Origin of the sequence: Paraplanobispora siamensis, assembly GCF_016863175.1 — a bacterium.
GTDB lineage: Bacteria > Actinomycetota > Actinomycetes > Streptosporangiales > Streptosporangiaceae > Planobispora > Planobispora siamensis.
Genome location: NZ_BOOJ01000007.1, coordinates 17,566 through 34,407, shown reverse-complemented (window position 1 = coordinate 34,407; position 16,842 = coordinate 17,566). Strand labels below are relative to the sequence as shown.

General features: G+C 71.7%; 13 protein-coding genes. 3 read left to right on the top strand and 10 right to left on the bottom strand.

Annotation, left to right across the window (positions count from 1 at the left end):
* Positions 1-25: 25 nt before the first annotated feature.
* The 10 genes from Psi01_RS02355 to Psi01_RS02310 all read right to left on the bottom strand — a co-directional run bounded on the left by Psi01_RS02355 (position 26) and on the right by Psi01_RS02310 (position 12,760).
* A complete protein-coding gene (locus tag Psi01_RS02355) occupies positions 26-997 on the bottom strand; it encodes a LacI family DNA-binding transcriptional regulator (RefSeq protein WP_204062236.1) in 972 nt (323 codons plus the stop codon).
* 435 nt (positions 998-1,432) lie between these two features.
* The gene (locus Psi01_RS02350) at positions 1,433-3,592 is read right to left on the bottom strand and encodes a transglycosylase domain-containing protein (protein ID WP_307819219.1); all 2,160 of its coding nucleotides are present in this window, start codon (positions 3,590-3,592) and stop codon (positions 1,433-1,435) included.
* Between the two features lie 244 nt (positions 3,593-3,836).
* Positions 3,837-5,342, bottom strand: a complete 1,506-nt coding sequence (locus tag Psi01_RS02345) for an aldehyde dehydrogenase (NADP(+)) (protein WP_204062235.1) — start codon at positions 5,340-5,342, stop codon at positions 3,837-3,839.
* Between the two features lie 113 nt (positions 5,343-5,455).
* Positions 5,456-5,758, bottom strand: coding sequence for a DUF4143 domain-containing protein (locus tag Psi01_RS02340; RefSeq protein ID WP_507763451.1), 303 nt, complete (start codon positions 5,756-5,758; stop codon positions 5,456-5,458).
* Positions 5,758-6,336 carry an AAA family ATPase gene (locus Psi01_RS44755; protein ID WP_204062234.1) on the bottom strand — a complete coding sequence of 193 codons (579 nt, stop codon included), beginning with the start codon at positions 6,334-6,336 and terminating at the stop codon, positions 5,758-5,760. The genes Psi01_RS02340 and Psi01_RS44755 overlap by 1 nt, the downstream gene beginning before the upstream one ends.
* Positions 6,337-6,513: 177 nt before the next feature.
* Positions 6,514-8,100, bottom strand: a complete 1,587-nt coding sequence (locus tag Psi01_RS02330) for an acyl-CoA synthetase (RefSeq protein WP_204062233.1) — start codon at positions 8,098-8,100, stop codon at positions 6,514-6,516.
* A 24-nt stretch (positions 8,101-8,124) separates the two neighbouring features.
* Entirely contained in the window at positions 8,125-9,273 is a 1,149-nt protein-coding gene (locus Psi01_RS02325; RefSeq protein ID WP_204062232.1) for a thiolase family protein, read from the bottom strand.
* 3 nt (positions 9,274-9,276) lie between these two features.
* A complete protein-coding gene (locus Psi01_RS02320) occupies positions 9,277-10,296 on the bottom strand; it encodes a thiolase family protein (protein WP_204062231.1) in 1,020 nt (339 codons plus the stop codon).
* The gene (locus Psi01_RS02315; protein ID WP_204062230.1) at positions 10,297-11,226 is read right to left on the bottom strand and encodes a Zn-ribbon domain-containing OB-fold protein; all 930 of its coding nucleotides are present in this window, start codon (positions 11,224-11,226) and stop codon (positions 10,297-10,299) included. It lies immediately after the preceding gene.
* Complete coding sequence (locus tag Psi01_RS02310; RefSeq protein WP_204062229.1) at positions 11,210-12,760, bottom strand: acyl-CoA synthetase; 1,551 nt, start codon at positions 12,758-12,760, stop codon at positions 11,210-11,212. The genes Psi01_RS02315 and Psi01_RS02310 overlap by 17 nt, the downstream gene beginning before the upstream one ends.
* Positions 12,761-13,140: 380 nt before the next feature.
* Between Psi01_RS02310 and Psi01_RS02305 the strand changes: the two genes are divergently transcribed.
* The 3 genes from Psi01_RS02305 (at position 13,141) to Psi01_RS02295 (ending at position 16,699) form a co-directional block, all read left to right on the top strand.
* Positions 13,141-14,928, top strand: a complete 1,788-nt coding sequence (locus Psi01_RS02305; protein ID WP_204062228.1) for a hypothetical protein — start codon at positions 13,141-13,143, stop codon at positions 14,926-14,928.
* 239 nt (positions 14,929-15,167) lie between these two features.
* Positions 15,168-15,815, top strand: a complete 648-nt coding sequence (locus Psi01_RS02300; RefSeq protein WP_204062227.1) for a class F sortase — start codon at positions 15,168-15,170, stop codon at positions 15,813-15,815.
* A gap of 68 nt (positions 15,816-15,883) precedes the next feature.
* On the top strand, positions 15,884-16,699 hold the full coding sequence (locus tag Psi01_RS02295) for a crotonase/enoyl-CoA hydratase family protein (protein ID WP_239126969.1): 816 nt from the start codon (positions 15,884-15,886) through the stop codon (positions 16,697-16,699).
* Positions 16,700-16,842: the final 143 nt, after the last annotated feature.

Here is a 16,842-nt window from a genome sequence, read left to right as displayed (position 1 = left end):
CCGCCCGGCGGGGCGCCCGTGACGCTCACGCGCGCGCCTGTCCGGTGGACTCGCGCACGACCAGGCTGGTGGCCAGGGTGGCCAGGGTGGCGGCGCCGCCGTCGTCGACCGACTGCAGCAGCAGGTCCACGGCCATCCGGCCGGCGGCGGCCGTGGGCATCGCCACGGTGGTCAGTTTGGGCCGGTTCAGCCGTCCGGCCACGATGTCGTCGACTCCGACGACGCTGATGTCGGCGGGGACCTGGACGCCGCGCTCGTACAGCCCCTCGATCAGTCCGATGGCGACCAGGTCGTTGTAGGCCAGGACGCCGGTCGCGCCGGAGGCGATCACCTCGGCGGCGACGGCGAGACCGCCCTCCTCGGTGGGGGCGTTGGGGCCGATGATGACCAGGTCCACCCCGCCCGCCGCGGCGGCGGTCTCGTGCATCTCCTTGCTCGTCCACGAGCCGCTCGGGCCGGACAGCAGGGCGATCCGGCGGTGGCCGAGCCCGGTCAGGTGGTCGATCGCGAGGCGGGCGCCGTACCGGACGTCCATCAGGACGGTGGGCATGCCCTTGACCCTGCGGTTGACGACGACGAACGGCACGTCGGCGTGCAGGCGCTCTATGGCGCGGTTGGACAGCCGCGGGCTGCACAGCAGCACCCCGTCGACCTGCTTGGTGAGGGTCTGGATGAGCTCCTCCTCCACCAGCGGGTCCTCGTCGGTGTCGGCCACGAACACGTGGTAGTCGCGGGTCCTCGCGTGCGCCTGGGCCGCCTTGATCAGCGGGGGGAAGAACGGGTTGGAGATGTCGGCCACGATCAGCCCGAGGTTGTGCGTCCGGCCGGTGGTGAGCGCTCTGGCGGCCCGGTTGGGCCGGTAGCCGAGGTCCTCCGCCACGGCGAGCACCCGGGTGCGCGTCTCGGCGTTGACGAGGTGGGGCGCCGAGAAGGTCCGGGACACCGTGGAGACGTGCACCCCCGACGCCTGCGCCACGTCTCTGATCGTCGCTGCCACTCTGCTCCTTGTCTGCGTACTGCTGCACATTAGTGCAAGCGGTTGCATCATTGTCAACGCCGGATGCCCGGCTCCCCCGAGAGCTCGTCCGATCCGCCGCCGCCGTCGTCACCTCGACGTCCGCCCCGGAGGGCGGGTGAGGTGGCGGTGGACGGCGTCCTGCGTGGTGCGTTCGGGCGGCCACGGGATTTCGAGCAATCGGTTGCAGTGGCAGTACGGGATCCCCTGCCGGGCGGCAGGGGCCGCGATACAGGGGGTCCGCGGCTCGCCTTCGGCCCGATCCTAACCCCGGGTTTCTCCGGGAGTCCCGGGGCCGGCCCCCGGTCTCCGCGCGGTCCCGCCCGCGGACGCCTCGGCGCCGGAGCGGCGTCGCGGCCGCGGAGGTCCCGCGGGTGCCGCGCGAGCGTGCCGGCGGCACCCCGGCGGCACCCGGACTTACTCCCCGGACTCGTCGTTCTCGGCTTCGCCGGCCCCGGCTCCGTCGTCCTCGGTGTCCCCGGTCCCGGTCTCCTCCGGGACGGACGGCGTGGGCCGGCAGCTCTCGCCGCAGCCGCCGAACCTGGCCTGGTCGATCGGGGTGAAGGGCGTCGGCTCGACGTTCCGCAGGGCCGCGATCATGGTGTCCTTCCAGATCGGGCCGGGGATGCTCGCACCGAAGACCGAGCCGTAGTACTGCCCGCCGATCGTGACGCCGACCAGCTTGTGGTTCTGCGAGCCGCGCGGGTCGCCGACGCTGACCGCGCCGGCCAGGTCGGGGGTGAACCCGGCGAACCAGGCGCTGGCGTAACCGTCGGTGGTGCCGGTCTTGCCCGCCGCGTCGCGGCCGATCCCGCCCACGGCCCGCATCGTGCCCCGGGTGAACACGCCCGACAGCACGTCGGCCGCCGCGTCGGCCACCTCGGGGTCGAGCACCTGGCGGCACTCGGGCTCGTAGTCGGTGCTCTTGCCGTTCCTGTCGGTGATCCGGGTGATCGCCAGCGGCTCGCAGTACTTCCCGCGGGCGCCGATCGCGGCGTAGGCGTTGGCCACGGTCACCGGGTCCATCTCGTTGATGCCGAGCGTGAACGTCTCGTACTCCTGGAGCTTGAGCCCGTCGGAGCGGTGGATGCCGAGCGACTTGGCCGTCTTGACCGTGTCGCAGAGCCCGACGCGCTCCTGGAGCACCATGAAGAACGTGTTCACCGACTCCCAGGTGCCGGTCCGCAGGCTCTTCCAGCCCGGGCTGCCCTCGTCGTTGGTGACGGTGTGGTTCGGGTCGCCGATGTTCTCGCCCTTGCAGTTCTTGAAGGTCGAATAGCCCGGCGCGCGGTAGCCGGCCCCCGCGCTGAGGCCGTCGTCGGTCTTCATCCCCTTGCTCAGGGCGGTGAGCAGGGTGAAGGTCTTGAAGGTGGAGCCGGCCTGGAAGCCGGTGCCGCCGCCGTGGGCGGCGTCGGCGACCACGTTGTAGGAGATCTCGTTCTTGGCGGCGTCCCCGCCGTACTTCCGGCTGGCCGCCATCGCCCTGATCGCCCCGGTGCCCGGCTGGACCAGCGCCTGGGCCGCGACCGGGTGGTCGGAGGCGTACACCCGCTTCCTGATCGCCCGGTCCGCCGCCGCCTGCATGACCGGGTCGATGGTGGTCCTGATGGTCAGGCCGCCGCGGTCGAGGAACCTCTTGCGGGCCCCGGCGCTCTTGCCGAAGTCGGGGTTGTTCAGGATCTCGTTGCGCACGTAGATGCAGAAGTAGGGGTACCTGCTGGTCTCGCAGCCGCCGGGCAGCTCCGTGCCCTTGTAGCCGAGCTTGGTGGCCTTCGCCTCCGCGGCCTCCGCCTCGGTGATCTTCCCGAGCTCCGCCATCCGGTCCAGCACGACGTTGCGCCGCTTCAGCAGCCGCTCGCGGTGCTTGCGGCCGAGGTTGGGGTCGGTGGCGTTGGGGTCCTGTACGGCTCCCGCCAGCGTCGCCGCCTGCGCGAGGGTGAGCTCGGAGGCGGAGACGCCGAAGAACCTGTCGGCCGCGGCCTCCACGCCGTAGGCGCTCGCGCCGAAGTAGACGATGTTGAGGTACTTCTCCAGGATCGCGTCCTTGGAGTACTTCTGCTCCACCGCCATCGCGTGCCGCAGCTCGTTGAGCTTGCGCGCGTAGCTGGCCTCCAGCGCCTTGCCCCGCTCCTCGTCGTTGTCGGCGGAGTTGAGCAGCACCTGCTTGACGTACTGCTGGGTGATGCTGGAGCCGCCCTGGCTGACCTGGCCCGAGTGCAGGTTCTTGGCGAAGGCGCGGATCGTGCCCTCGATGTCGATCGCGCCGTGCTCGTAGAACCGGTAGTCCTCGATCGCGATGATCGCCGTCTTCATGACCTCGGCCACCTCGGCGAGCGGGACCGCCAGGCGGTACTGCTCGTAGAACCGCGCGATCTCGCCGCCCCGGGCGTCCTGCACGACCGTGACCTCCGCCGGCGGCGGCTCGACGAGCTCCGCCGGCTTGAGGTTGATCTCCTCGGTCGCCACCAGGAACCCGGCGCCCGCACCCCCCACGGCCGGCAACGCGATCCCCGCGACCAGCACGCCCGCGGCCGTCCCCATGGCGATCAGGCGTCCGATCTTCGACGCGGTCCCCACTGCTCCGTCACTCCGTTCGTCGACGAATCCCCGTACCGCCGGCCCCGGCCCCCGTCCGGCCCGGCCTCGCTCCCGTCCAACGGACAGGCAGGAGCAAAGCAGACCGGAGCGATTGGTGTCTAATACCGATATCGGGAACACAACGATATCGATTTCCGAATGACCCCAGGTCCGGACGAGTTTTGATCTTTATCACAGACGGGGAGGAACCGCTTCTTCCCGCGGGGACCGCGAGGAGGCGAGCTCAGGCGAGGACGCCGTCGACCCGCCGCGGGATGCCCAGCGGGTTGTCCTCCCGCAGCTCGGCCGGGAGCAGCTCGGCGGGCCAGTCCTGGTAGGCGGTGGGCACCAGCCAGCGGCGGATCGCGGCCGCGCCGACGGAGGTGTGGGCCGGGGCGGTGCTGGCGGGCCAGGGGCCGCCGTGGTGCATGGCCCAGCGTACGGCCACGCCGGTCGGCCAGCCGTTCCAGATCAGCCGTCCCGCCTTCCTGCGCAGCACCTCGCTCACCTGCCCGGCCTCGGCCGGGTCCGTGGCGTGGACCGTGGCGGTGAGCGATCCCTCCAGCCGCTCCAGTACGGCGGGCAGCTCCGCCGGGTCGCGGTAGGTCACCACGATCGCGGCGGGGCCGAAGCACTCCTGCGCGATCTCCGGCAGTCCCTCGGCGAAGGCCGCCAGGCCCGTGGTGAACACCCGCGGCGCCACGGACAGGGGGCTCTCCCCCGGCCCGCCCTCGGCCAGCGGGGTGAGCGCTCCGGCCAGCCGGTCCAGGCCCTGCACGTACCCGTCCCTGATCCTCCCGGTCAGCATCGGGCCCCCGGCGGTCGCGGCCACCGCCTCGGTCAGCGCGTCCAGCAGCCCGGCGTCGTCGGGCACGAACATCAAGCCCGGGTTGGTGCAGAACTGGCCGACGCCCAGGGTGAGCGAGGCGGCGAAGCCCTGCGCGAGACCGTCGCGACCGGCGGAGGGCAGCACGACCACCGGGTTGACGCTGCCCAGCTCGCCGTAGAACGGGATGGGGTCGGGGCGCTCGCCGATGAGCGCCTGGATCGCCTTGCCGCCGGGGATCGACCCGGTGAAGCCGACGGCCGCCACGTCCGGGTGCCGCACGAGGTGCCCGCCCGCCTCCAGGCCCCGGACCAGGCCCAGCAGCCCCGGCTGCGGCAGGGCGCCCCGGATGACCTCCGCCGAAAGCTCCGAGGTGCGCGGATGCCCGTCGTGGACCTTGACGACCACGGCGCATCCGGCGGCCAGGGCCGAGGCGACGTCGCCGCCCGCGACCGAGAAGGCGAAGGGGAAGTTGCTCGCCGCGAAGACGCCGACCACGCCGGAGAGCGGGTGGTTCATCCGGCGCAGGTCGGGGACCGGGGGTTCGGCGGTGGCGTGGTCGATCACCGCCTCGACGTGGCCGCCGTCGCGCAGCACCCGGGCGAAGAGCCGGAACTGCCCGGACGCGCGGGCGACCTCACCGCGCAGCCGTACCTCGCCCAGCGCCGTCTCCGCGTCGGCGGCCCGCCAGAGTTCCTCGACGTGCTTGTCCAGCGCGTCGGCCACCGCCTCCAGGACCTCCGCCCGCGACGGCCCGTCCGGCGCGCCGGAGACCTCGCGGGCGCGCTCGGTGGCCGGCGCCGCCCGCCAGGCCCGCCCCGCGGCGTGGGCGGCCCGGACGGCGGCGTCCACATCCGCCGGGGAGCTGAGGGAGAACGGGGTGCCGACGGGCTCGCCGGTCCGGGGGTCATATGAGTGGAGCATCGCTTGCCTCTCGTCTCCGGGGCGTTCACCCTACGGTAAGCGCTTTCTCCCACCCTCCGCCCGGGGATCCCGTATCCGGGCAACCGGGTACGGCAGTTCGGACGGCCTCGGGCTCAGAGGGCGAGCCGCCAGAGCGCGCCGACTGGCAGCGCTTTGAGCCGGGGACCGAAGCTCAGGCATTCGTCCCCCGTATAGAGAACCACCCCCGCGGCAAACGCGTCACCCGCCTGGCGTTCGAGAAGACGCAGACCGCGGAAGTCGTCACTCCTGACTGTGGCGCTCGCCTTGACCTCGACTCCGGCGATGCGACCGTCGGTGGTCTCCAGGACGGCGTCGACCTCCACCATGTCCTTGGTGCGGTAGTGGAACAGCCGGACTTCCTCCTCCGCCCAAGTGATCTGACGGGCCAACTCCATCAGCACGAATCCCTCCAGCAGCGGCCCGAAGAGATCTCCTCCCGTCGCCAGCCTGTTCTCATCGAGGCCGAGGAGACAAGCCGCGACTCCGGAATCGACACACGCGACCTTCGGCGTCGCGATCGCCCGTCTCGCCAGGTTGCTCGACCTGCCAGCCGGAAGACGGAATCGACAAACAGATCGACTCTGTTCTCCAACTCACCTTGAGAGAAAGGCCATAGCTCGATCGTCTCCATCCGCCCCGGCAGCGCATCCGGCAGGGACTTCAGGCCGAGGACCCTCGCGGATCCGGTCAGCAGAAACCTGCCGGGACGGGGGTCGGTGTCCACTTGGTGTTTGATGGGGAGCAGAAGCTCAGGGGCGTACTGGATCTCGTCGATGACGAGTAGACCCGGATGCTCCACGAAGGTGTTCGGATCATCCCGCGCGGAGGCGAGAATCTGAGGCCGGTCAAGACTCCGCACGGCCGAGTCTTCCCGTGAACCCGCGACGATGGTGGTCAGCGTGCTCTTCCCCGACTGGCGAGCACCGTTGACCAGCACCACGCGGGTGTCGGCCAGAGCGTCCTCTGTGTCCAACCAGCCGAAGCCTCCGTGTCCAACCAGCCGAAGCCTCCGTGTCCGACCAGCCGAGTAGCTCCAACTGGGTGGACCCCAGAGCGGCACGAGGGGGACCGGCGCCTGCCGCGAGGCGAAGCTCGGGTGGGCGACGCCCGGACCGCCTGGTGATCGTCCTCGGCGGCGCCGTACGGCCGGTCAGGGCTGTGCGGCCTGGACCGTCTCCCTGGCCCAGCGGTAGTCGGCCTTGCCCGCCGGGGAGCGGACCATCTGATCGACGAAGGCGAAGGCCCGGGGGACCTTGTAGCCGGACAGCTGGGTACGGCAGTGCGCGTCCAGCTCCTCCGGCGTCGGGGACGTGCCGGGCCGCGGCTCGATCACGGCGGCGACCTTGTTGCCCCAGCGCTCGTCCGGCACCCCGGTGACGACCGCGTCGAAGACCGCAGGGTGCCCCTTGAGCACCGCCTCGACCTCCTCCGGGTAGACCTTCTCCCCACCGGTGTTGATGCAGACCGAGCCCCGGCCGAGGATCCCGATCGTGCCGTCCTCCTCCACCGTGGCCATGTCCCCGGTGAGCAGCCACCGGGTCCCGGCCGCGTCGGTCACGAAGGTGCGGCGGGTCTTGTCCTCGTCCTTGTAGTAGCCGAGCGGGATCCGGCCGCTCTTGGCGACCGTGCCGATCTCGCCGGAGCCGGGCTTGACCTGCTCCAGCACCTCGTTGAGCACCACCAGCCCGGCGGTGGCGTTGGGCTGGTAGCGCAGCCCGGACTCCGGTGAGGAGCCGGGCATGGCCGAGGCGGTGTAGCCGGACTCGGTGGAGCCGAAGTTGTCCAGGATCATCGTGTTCGGCAGCAGCGCCTGGAGACGGTCGCGGACCGCGCCGGTCAGGATCGCCCCGGTGGAGCTGAGCACCCCCAGCGACGAGACGTCGTAGGACCCGCTGGCGAGCTCGTCGGCGAGCGGGCGGGCCATCGCGTCACCGGTGATGTTGATCGTGAAGACCTTCTCCCGCTGGATCGTCCGCAGCACCCCGGCCGCGTCGAACTTGCGGATGTAGACCATGGTCCCGCCCATCCACCAGGTGATGAAGGTGGCCATCTGGGCCGCGCCGTGCATCAGCGGGGGCGCCGCCATCATGATCAGCGGGCCGGAGTTGCGGGCCTGCTCGATCACGGCCTCGGGGGTGGGCAGCGGCTCGCCGTACGGGTTACCGCCGCCGAAGGCGAAGAATAGGTCCTCGGTCCGCCACATCACGCCCTTGGGCATGCCGGTCGTGCCGCCGGTGTAGATGATGTAGACGTCGTCGCCCGACCGCTCGGGGAACCCGCGCGTCTCGGGCCGGGCGGCCAGCGCCTCCGTGTACTGCACCGCCCCGGCCACCTTCGACGGCCCGCCCACCGCGACCAGGTGCCGCAGCTCGGCGGCCTGGGGCGCGACCGCCGCCACGCGGTCGTCGAACTCCACGTCGAACAGCAGGGCGACGATGTCGGAGTCCTGGTAGAGATAGAGCAGCTCGGCCTCGACGTAGCGGTAGTTGACGTTGACCGGCACGGCCCGGAGCTTGAGCGCCGCCAGCATCCCGGCGATGTACTCCACGCCGTTGTAGAGCTGGATCCCGACGTGCTTGCCCGGCCCGACCCCGTTGGCCGCCAGGTGGTGGGCGAGCCGGTTGGCGTGGGCGTCCAGTTCGGCGTACGTCATGCGGTCCTCACCGCACACGACGGCGACGCGGTCCCCGATCGCGTCCGCGAGCCCTTCGAACAGATCTGCGTGGTTGAACTCCATCGGGGGGACTCCCGTCCTCGGAACCTATGGTTTGTCGCTGCCGACCATCCACATCGCGAAGAACTGCGCGCCTCCCCCGTAGGCGTGCCCCAGGGCCCGGCGGGCCCCGTCCACCTGGTGCTCTCCCGCCATCCCCCTGACCTGCAGGGCCGCCTCGGCGAACCGGATCAGGCCGGAGGCCCCGATCGGGTTGCTCGACAGCACCCCGCCGGAGGCGTTCCACGGGATGTCCCCGTCCAGGGCCGTGGCCCCGGACTCGGTGAGCTTCCAGCCCTCCCCCTCGGCGGCGAAGCCGAGGTTCTCCAGCCACATCGGCTCGTACCAGGAGAAGGGCACGTACACCTCGGCCACGTCGATGTCCCGGCGCGGGTCGGCGATCCCGGCCTGCCGGTAGACGTCGGCGGCGCAGTCCTTGCCGCCCTGCGGGTTCACCGTGTCGCGCCCGGCCCGGAAGATCGGCTCGGAGCGCATCGCCGTGCCGAGCACCCAGGCGGGGGTGCCGGTGACCGCGCGTTCCGACGACAGCACCATCGCGCAGGCGCCGTCGCTCGACGGGCAGGTCTCCAGGTAGCGGATCGGCTCCCAGAGCATCGGCGTCGACTCGACCATCTCCCGGCTGATCCCGGGGATCTTCAGGTGGGCGTAGGGGTTCTTCAGCGCGTTCTGCCGGTCCTTGACGGCGACCAGCGTGCCGATGTGGTCGGGCGCCCCCGACCGGCGCATGTACTCGCGGATGTGCGGGGCGAAGTAGCCGCCCGCGCCGACCACCAGCGAGGCGTTGAACGGCAGGTGCGTGGACAGGGCCCAGGTGGCGTTGGACTCCGACTGCTTCTCGAAGGCGACCACCAGCACCCGGTCGTGCACGCCGCCCTGGATCAGCGAGGCGCCGACCAGCGCGGTGGACCCGCCGACCGAGCCGGCGGTGTGCACCCGCATCATCGGCTTGCCCGCCGCGCCGAGCGCGTCGGCCAGGTACGCCTCCGGCATCATCACGCCCTCGAACAGGTCGGGGGCCTTGCCGACGACGACGGCGTCGATGTCCTTCCAGGTCAGCCCGGCGTCCTCCAGCGCCCTGACGGCGGCCTCGCGGACCAGCCCGGCGATGGAGACGTCCCTGCGCTTGGTCGTGTAGTGCGTCTGGCCGACCCCGATGACCGCACAACGGTTGCCCATGGCTCAGCCCTCCATGACGGTGACGAGGTTGTGCTGCAGGCAGGGGCCGCCGGTGGCGTGGGCGACCGTACGGCCCGCGGTGCCGTCCATGATCCGCCGGGCCGCCTCGCCGATCCGGATGAGGCCGGTGGCCATGACGGGGTTGGCGGCCAGCGGGCCGCCGCTCGGGTTGACCACGGTGGACTCGGGCAGCTCCAGCGCCCGGCGCAGGATGGGTTCCTCGTGGCTGAACTGGACGTGGAGCTCGGCCACGTCGACATGACCCTTGCCGACCCCCGCCGCACGTGCGGCTTCGGCGGCGGAGGCCGACCGGGCCAGGTCTCTCATGCCCAGGTAATGGGGATCTATGCGATGGGCGATTCCCGTGATCCAGGCGGGACGCTCGCACAGCTCCCTGGCCAGGTCCCCGGCGGCCAGCACCACCGCGGCGGCGCCGTCGGTGATGGGGGCGATGTCGTACGGCCTCAGCGGCTCGACCTCGAAGGCGTCCCCCTCGGGGTCGGGCAGGTCGAGGGCGTAGGGGTTGTCCCGCCCGGCGGCGCGGCTGCGCCGTACGATCTCGTCCAGCTCGGCCCGCTCCGCCCCGCTCGCCGTGGCCTGGAGTGCGGCGAAGGACACCTGGTCCAGGCCGAGCGGGGCCAGGTAGTAGGGGTCGAGCTGGAGGGTCATGATCTCCCGCAGGTCCCCCTGGGACGACTTGCCGAAGCCGTAGATCAGCGCCGAGTCGACGTCGCCGTGCTGGAGCCGCACCCACGCCTCGTACAGCGCCCAGGCCGCGTCCATCTCCACGTGGCTCTCGGAGATCGGCGGCCAGGCGCCGAGCGCGTCGAGCGCGGAGACGAACGAGAACGGCGCCCCGGCCAGGTAGTCGCAGCTCCCCGAGCAGGTGAAGCCGAACGTGCGCAGGCCCGACCGCTCCCTGACCTCGTCGAGCACCGGGAGGATCAGCTCCGGTTCGGTGAGCCCCTCGTCGGTCGCGCTGTGCCTGGTCTGGGCGAATGCGATGACCGCTATCTCCCGCATCTACAGCTCCGCGTCCGGCTCGCCGGTGGGGGCGAACCACTTGATGTTGGACATGGACGCCGTCCGCTCCTCCTCCGGCACCCACACGGCCCGCACCCGCATGCCCTGCCGCACCTCGTGCGCCGGGACGTCGCCGACCAGGGCGATCATCGGGATGTCGGAGCCGTCGAGCAGGATGTAGGCCGAGACGAACGGCACCTGGGGGGCGCGCGGGTCGGGGAGGTTGTTGATCGCGAAGGTGGTGATCGTGCCGGTGTCCGGCAGCTCGACCTCCTCGCTGATCGCGACGCCGCACTGGGGGCACGACAGCCGGTAGGGCACGTAGACCTTGTGACAGGAACCGCACCGGCAACCGAGGAAGACGCCCCGCGCGACGCCCTCCAGGAAGCGGGCCAGCGCCCTGCCCGGCCGGACGCGGTATTCCATCCGGACCGGAGAGACGATCTTCGTGACCTCGGGGACGAAGCTCTCGATGTCGGTGATGTGCCCGGAGCGGGAGGTCTTCCAGCGGGGGCGGACCCGCAGCCCGGGGCGCATGGCCCGGGCGTCGCCGGCGTCCACCGCGTGCACCAGCGAGGTGTCGGCGCCGTCCAGCCGGATCAGCGCCCAGGCGAAGGGCCGGTCCAGCGGGTGGGCCGCGCGGGGCTCGTTCACCCACGACCAGCTCTCCACGGTCCCGGCCGGGCCGACCTCGGTGAACTCGCCGGTGACCGCCTCACCGGTCTGCGGGTCGTACTCCAGCGGGGGGACCAGTGTCCTGCCGTCGGCCGTGCGGACCCCGACGATCCGCCCGTCCCGCAGCTCGGTGAGGAAGCGCCCGATCACCGGCCCGGTGGTGCGGGTGTACCCGCCGGGGAACTCCAGGACGTGGTCGGCGACCAGGTCCTCGGTCGATCCCGAAGACGCGGTCACTTCAGATGGCACGGTCATGCCCCTCCCAGTACGGCGCGCGCAGTTTGCGTTTGAGGAGCTTGCCGTTGGGCTCGCGCGGCATCTCCTCGATGAAGTCGACGGACTTGGGCCACTTCATCTTCGACAGGCGGCCCTTGAGCGAGTCGAGGATCTCCTCGGCCAGCTCGGGCGAGGGCTCCACCCCGGGCGCGGGCTCGATCACGGCCTTGATCTGCTCGCCCCACTCCTCGTCCGGGATGCCGAACACGGCCACGTCGCCGACCTTCGGGTGGACCATCAGCTCGTTCTCGATCTCGGCCGGGTAGATGTTGGCGCCACCCGAGATGATCATGTCGGCCTTGCGGTCGCAGAGGTACAGGAAACCCTCTTCGTCCAGGTAGCCGATGTCGCCGACGGTGAAGTGGTCCTTGAGCCGGTTGGCCTCGGTCTTGGCCTTGTCGCCCTTGTACTCGAAGCTGACGCCGGCCATCTTCATGTAGATCGTGCCCGGGGTGCCGGTCGGGACCGGCTGCAGGTCGTCGTCCACGATGAGCAGCTCGCTGATCGGCCAGGCGGTCCCCACGGTGCCGGGGTGCTTCTTCCAGGCCTCGGGGGTGGCGATGGTGCCGCCGCCCTCGGTCGCCGCGTAGTACTCGTAGACGCAGTCGCCCCACCATTCGAGCATCGCCCACTTGACCGGGACCGGGCAGGGGGCGGCGGCGTGGATCATCCACTTGAGCGAGGACAGGTCGTACCTGTTCCTGACCTCCTCCGGGAGCGCGAGCAGGCGCTTGAAGTGGGTGGGGACCATGTGGGAGTTGGTGACCCGGTACCGCTCGCAGAGCCGGAGCATCTCCTCGGCGTCCCACTTGTCCATGTAGACGAGCGTGTGGCCCATGTGCAGCGCCGTGCCGCCGAACTGGGTGACGGCGGTGTGGTAGCTGGGCGAGGTGACCAGGTGCGCGTTCTCCTTGCCGGGGGTGATCCCGAACATCGCCAGCAGGAACGTCATCAGCTCGGCCGCGTCGTCGGGGTCCAGGCCGTTGAGCGGGCGGCGCACGCCCTTGGGCCGGCCCGTGGTGCCGGAGGTGTAGTGCATGGTGGCGCCCGCCGTACGGCCGTCGGGGGCGGTGTCCGGCTGCCCGTCGGTCAGCTCCGCCACGGGCCGGGCGCCCTCCACCCGGCCGAAGGCGAAGACGCGGTCGGCGGGTATTCCGGACTCCGCCGCGCCGCGCATGCCCTCCTCCGCGTGGCGTTCGTGGACGAAGAAGGCCTTCGCCTCGCTGTCGACGACGATGTAGGCGATCTCGGGGCCGGTCAGGTGCCAGTTGATCGGCGTGTAGTACCACCCGGCCTGCAACGCGGCCAGATAGAGCGCCAGGCCGTCGGCGCCGTTGGGGGCCAGGCCGCAGATGCCGTCACCGGCTTCGAGGCCGAGCCCGCGCAGGCCGTGCACGATGCGGTTGGCCCTGGCCAGCAGGTCGCCCGCGCGGTGTTCGGTGCCGTCCGGGTCCACCGCGGCGATCCAGTCCGGATCCGCCTGCGCCAGTCTCCAGAAGCCGAGCGTCCCCATCCGAAATCCCTTCGACTCGAAAGGCCCCCGGACCGCCGGAGCGAGGGAGATCCCCCGAGATCGCGACAGGGCTCTGGCAGCGCGGGCGGTGGCGAACGAGAATCGGTTCTCATACGCACGGGCAGAGTAACCCGCTCGCCACTCACCGAGCAAGCGCTTGATTTCAGCCGTATCCCTATATCCGGCCTTTACCTTTACGTCACGCAGTGTGATTTCCGGGCCACCGGTAGCACACGGGAAGTAAGAAGAAAGTCAAGTTTCGCCCTAAAAGTGGCTCTATGTCGCAAATAAGGTTTTTGCTAAGGGAGTATGACGGAACGCGGGATGGCGTTTCCGAGCCGGGCTCACCTTGCCCGGGCGCCACCCCCGATGGGGAGATCATGCGTTTCACCAAGTCCCTGGCAGCCGCCGGTGCCCTCGGCCTCGCCGTACTGACCGCTTCTCCGGCGCTCGCCGACGACACCGACGGCGCTCCCGCCGGTCCCGCCGCCAGCACGACCGGGACGCAGGGCGGAGTCACCTTCGACAAGGCCCCCGGCCCCGCCCAGGACTCCGCGCCCGAGGACGGGCAGACCGAGCCCGAGGCGCCGGTGAACCCCCGGCCCGAGACCGAGCCCGAGGCGCCGGTGAACCCCCGGCCCGAGACCGAGCCCGAGGCCAAGCCCCGCCCGGAGAGCAAGCCGCAGCCGGAGAGCAAGCCCCGGCCGGAGGACAAGCCGCAGCCCGAGCCCAAGCCGGAGAGCAAGCCGCGGCCCGAGGACAAGCCCCGCCCGGAGAGCACGCCCCCGGCCGAGCCCAAGCCCGCGCCGACCGACTCCGAGGAGCCGCAGGAGCCGCGTCACGGCGGCTCGCTCAGCGTGAGCCCGGAGGCCGTCTTCGCCGGCGAGAAGATCTCCTACGAGATCACCGCCCGCGACCACCACGCCACCGAGGCCCGCCTCAGCTCCCCCGCTCTGCCCGCCACGCAGCTCATCGACCTGCACCACGGCCGCGCCACCGGCACCGCCGTCACCGCCGAGCGGCTCAGGCCCGGCCGCTACCCGGTCCAGGTCGAGATCCTGCTCGACGGCAAGGTCATCGGCACCGCCTCCGCCCAGCTCTTCATCAAGGACCGGCCCCGGCACGAGGAGCCGCGCCACGGCGGCTCGCTCAGCGTGAGCCCCGAGGCCGTCTTCGCCGGCGAGAAGATCTCCTACGAGATCACCGCCCGCGAGCACCACGCCACCGAGGCCCGCCTCAGCTCCCCGGCCCTGCCCGCCACGCAGGCCGTCGGCCTGCACCACGGCCGCGCCACCGGCACCGCCGTCACCCGCGACGACCTCAAGCCCGGCCGCTACCCGGTCCAGGCCGAGATCCTGCTGCGCGGCAAGGTCATCGGCACCGCCTCCGCCCACCTGGTCATCAAGGAGCGGCCCGTCGTCAAGCCGGCCCGCCGCCTGGACCTGCAGGTGGAGCCGCGCGCGGTCCGGCAGGGCCAGGTCTACTACGCCGGCGTCACGACCGAGAACGTGGAGCCGGGCACCCAGGTCATCCTCAAGGACCCGGGCGGCAGGACGCACGTGGCCAGGCTCGACGACTGGGGCACCGCCCGGTTCCGGCTGGTCGTGCCCCGCGACACCGACCCCGGTTCCTACCGTCTCGCGGCCTTCCTGCGCGGCGGGCCCGGCGACGTCGCCACGCTGACCGTCGTGGAGGCCCCCAAGCCGGTCCCGGCGGGCAGGCTGGCCCTCGCCCTGCACCCGCACACGGTCGTGGCCGGTGCGAACTTCACCGCCGTCGTCTCGACGAAGTACGTGGCCCCGGGCACCCGCGTCACCATCTTCGACCCGGCCGGCAAGGCGTTCACGGTCAGGATCGGCCGGGACGGCGTGGGCGCCAGGCGGCTCCACGTCCCCTCCAGCACCTCGCCGGGCGCCTACTGGTTCACCGCCAAGCTGCCCACCGGTCAGAAGGCCGCGGCCCAGCTGACGGTCAAGGCCGCCTGGCGGCCGAGCGGCGCCGACTTCACCCCCCGCGGCGGCGCGCAGACCGGCGGCGGCGTGGTGGCCACCGCGCAGGCCACCGGTTTCGGTGAGGCCGGCGCCGGGCTCGGGGGCCTGGCCCTCGGCGGCGCCCTGATCGCCGGCGGCTCCGGCGTGCTGCTGGCCGGTCGCGGCCGGAAGAGCTGATCCACCACCTCTCGGGGCCGGGCTCCACCGAGCCCGGCCCCCGCTTTTCCCGGGCTCCCGCTTTTTCCGGGCTCCCGCTTTTCCCGGGCTCCCGCTTTCCGGGTCCCCGCGTTTCCCAGGCCCCGCCTTCCGAGCCCCCGCGTCTCCCGAGTCCCCCCGGTTCCCCCCACCTCAGCGTTCCCTCCACACCCGAGGCAGGTAATCCGGTCATGTCCGGCCCCACCCCTTCCCTGAGCCGTATGGCCGTCACCGCGGGAGCGGCCCTGGCCGTCTTCTGCGGCGTGCTCGTCACCGGGTCGGCGCTCGCGGGCGAGTCCGCCTCCGGCGCCGCCCCGGCCGCCGCCACCCCGGCCGCCGCGGAGGTCTCGCCGTCCTCCGGGACCGGCTCCCGGGGCGGGCAGCCGTCGTTCGCCGTCGCCGCCGAGCCCATGCGCGCCTCCAGGCCCGTCCGGCTGGACATCCCGGCGGCCGGGGTGAAGGGCGCGCCGATCGAGGCGGTGGGCCTGAACGCCGACCAGACCATCGAGGTCCCGTCGCTGGAGCGCCCCGAGCTGGTGGGCTGGTACCGGCACCGGCCGACCCCGGGCGAGAAGGGCCCCGCCGTCCTCCTCGGGCACGTGGACGCCTACGGCAGGCCCGCGGTCTTCGCGAAGGCCCACAAGCTGAAGCCCGGCGACGCGATCAAGGTGAGGCGCGCCGACGGCAAGGTCGCCACCTTCACCGTGGACGCCCTGGAGCGGGTGGACAAGGACGCCTTCCCCACCGCCAAGGTGTACGGCGCGACCGACTCGCCCGAGCTGCGGCTGATCACCTGCGGCGGGGAGTTCGACCCCGCGACGGGGCACTATGAGGACAACGTCATCGTCTACGCCCATCTGGCGGCGTGAGCCGTACTCCACCTAGGATGACCTAACAAGCGCTTGGCTAATTAATGGCTAACCAGCGGAGGTCGTCCGTGGAACTGCTGCCGATCAGCACGCCGCACTGCCGGATCGAGCGTGACGGTCACGTCGTCGTGGTCACCCTGGACCGGCCCGAGGCCAAGAACGCCCTCTCCACGGACATGCTGGTCGGCCTGGCCGACGCCTGGGCCTACCTCTCCGACGAGCCCGACGTTCGCGTCGCCGTGCTGACCGGCGCGGGCGGCACGTTCTGCGCGGGCGCCGACCTCAAGGCCATGGGCACCCCCTCGCAGGACGCCCGGGTCCGGCAGCGGGCCTCGGAGATCCCCGACTTCCACTGGAAGGGCCTGCTGCGCGACTCCGGCGCGCTGCCGACCAAGCCGATCGTCTGCGCGGTCGAGGGCTACGCGGTGGCCGGCGGCACCGAGCTGCTCGTCGGCACCGACCTGCGCGTGGTCGCCGAGTCCGCCACCCTCGGCCTGTTCGAGGCCCGCCGCGCGCTGTTCCCCATGGGCGGCTCGGCGATCCGGCTCCCCCGCCAGATCCCCTACGCCTTCGCGATGGACATCCTGCTGACCGGCCGGGCCATCACCGCGCAGGAGGCTCTGAGCATGGGACTGGTCAACCGCGTCGTGCCCGACGGCCAGGCCCTGGACGCCGCCCTGGAGATCGCCGGCCAGATCGCCGAGTGCGGGCCGCTGGCCGTACAGGCGATCCTGCGCACCTACCGCGAGACGCTCGGCATGCCCGAGGCCGAGGCGCTGAAGATCTCCGACGCCATCGGCTGGCCGGTGATCGGCTCCCAGGACGCCAAGGAGGGATCCCTGGCCTTCCGGGAGAAGCGCCCGGCGGTCTACCGCGGCGAGTGAGGGCCTCTCGCCCCATAGAACCCCCGCCCCGCAAGACCCCTGCTCCCGCAAGACCCCGATCGGTGGCCGCCCGCGCGGGCGGCCACCGATCTTTTCATGACGGACGAACATTCCGGGCTGTCAATGCCTTGAAAACCTGACAC

Coding starts and splice junctions, on each gene's coding strand:
- Psi01_RS02340 (WP_507763451.1), bottom strand. CDS start 5,758: ATGGAGTTGGCCCGTCAGATCACTTGGGCGGAGGAGGAAGTCCGGCTG.
- Psi01_RS02345 (WP_204062235.1), bottom strand. CDS start 5,342: ATGCTCCACTCATATGACCCCCGGACCGGCGAGCCCGTCGGCACCCCG.
- Psi01_RS02320 (WP_204062231.1), bottom strand. CDS start 10,296: ATGCGGGAGATAGCGGTCATCGCATTCGCCCAGACCAGGCACAGCGCG.
- Psi01_RS02300 (WP_204062227.1), top strand. CDS start 15,168: ATGGCCGTCACCGCGGGAGCGGCCCTGGCCGTCTTCTGCGGCGTGCTC.
- Psi01_RS02325 (WP_204062232.1), bottom strand. CDS start 9,273: ATGGGCAACCGTTGTGCGGTCATCGGGGTCGGCCAGACGCACTACACG.
- Psi01_RS02315 (WP_204062230.1), bottom strand. CDS start 11,226: ATGACCGTGCCATCTGAAGTGACCGCGTCTTCGGGATCGACCGAGGAC.
- Psi01_RS02330 (WP_204062233.1), bottom strand. CDS start 8,100: ATGGAGTTCAACCACGCAGATCTGTTCGAAGGGCTCGCGGACGCGATC.
- Psi01_RS02310 (WP_204062229.1), bottom strand. CDS start 12,760: ATGGGGACGCTCGGCTTCTGGAGACTGGCGCAGGCGGATCCGGACTGG.
- Psi01_RS02305 (WP_204062228.1), top strand. CDS start 13,141: ATGCGTTTCACCAAGTCCCTGGCAGCCGCCGGTGCCCTCGGCCTCGCC.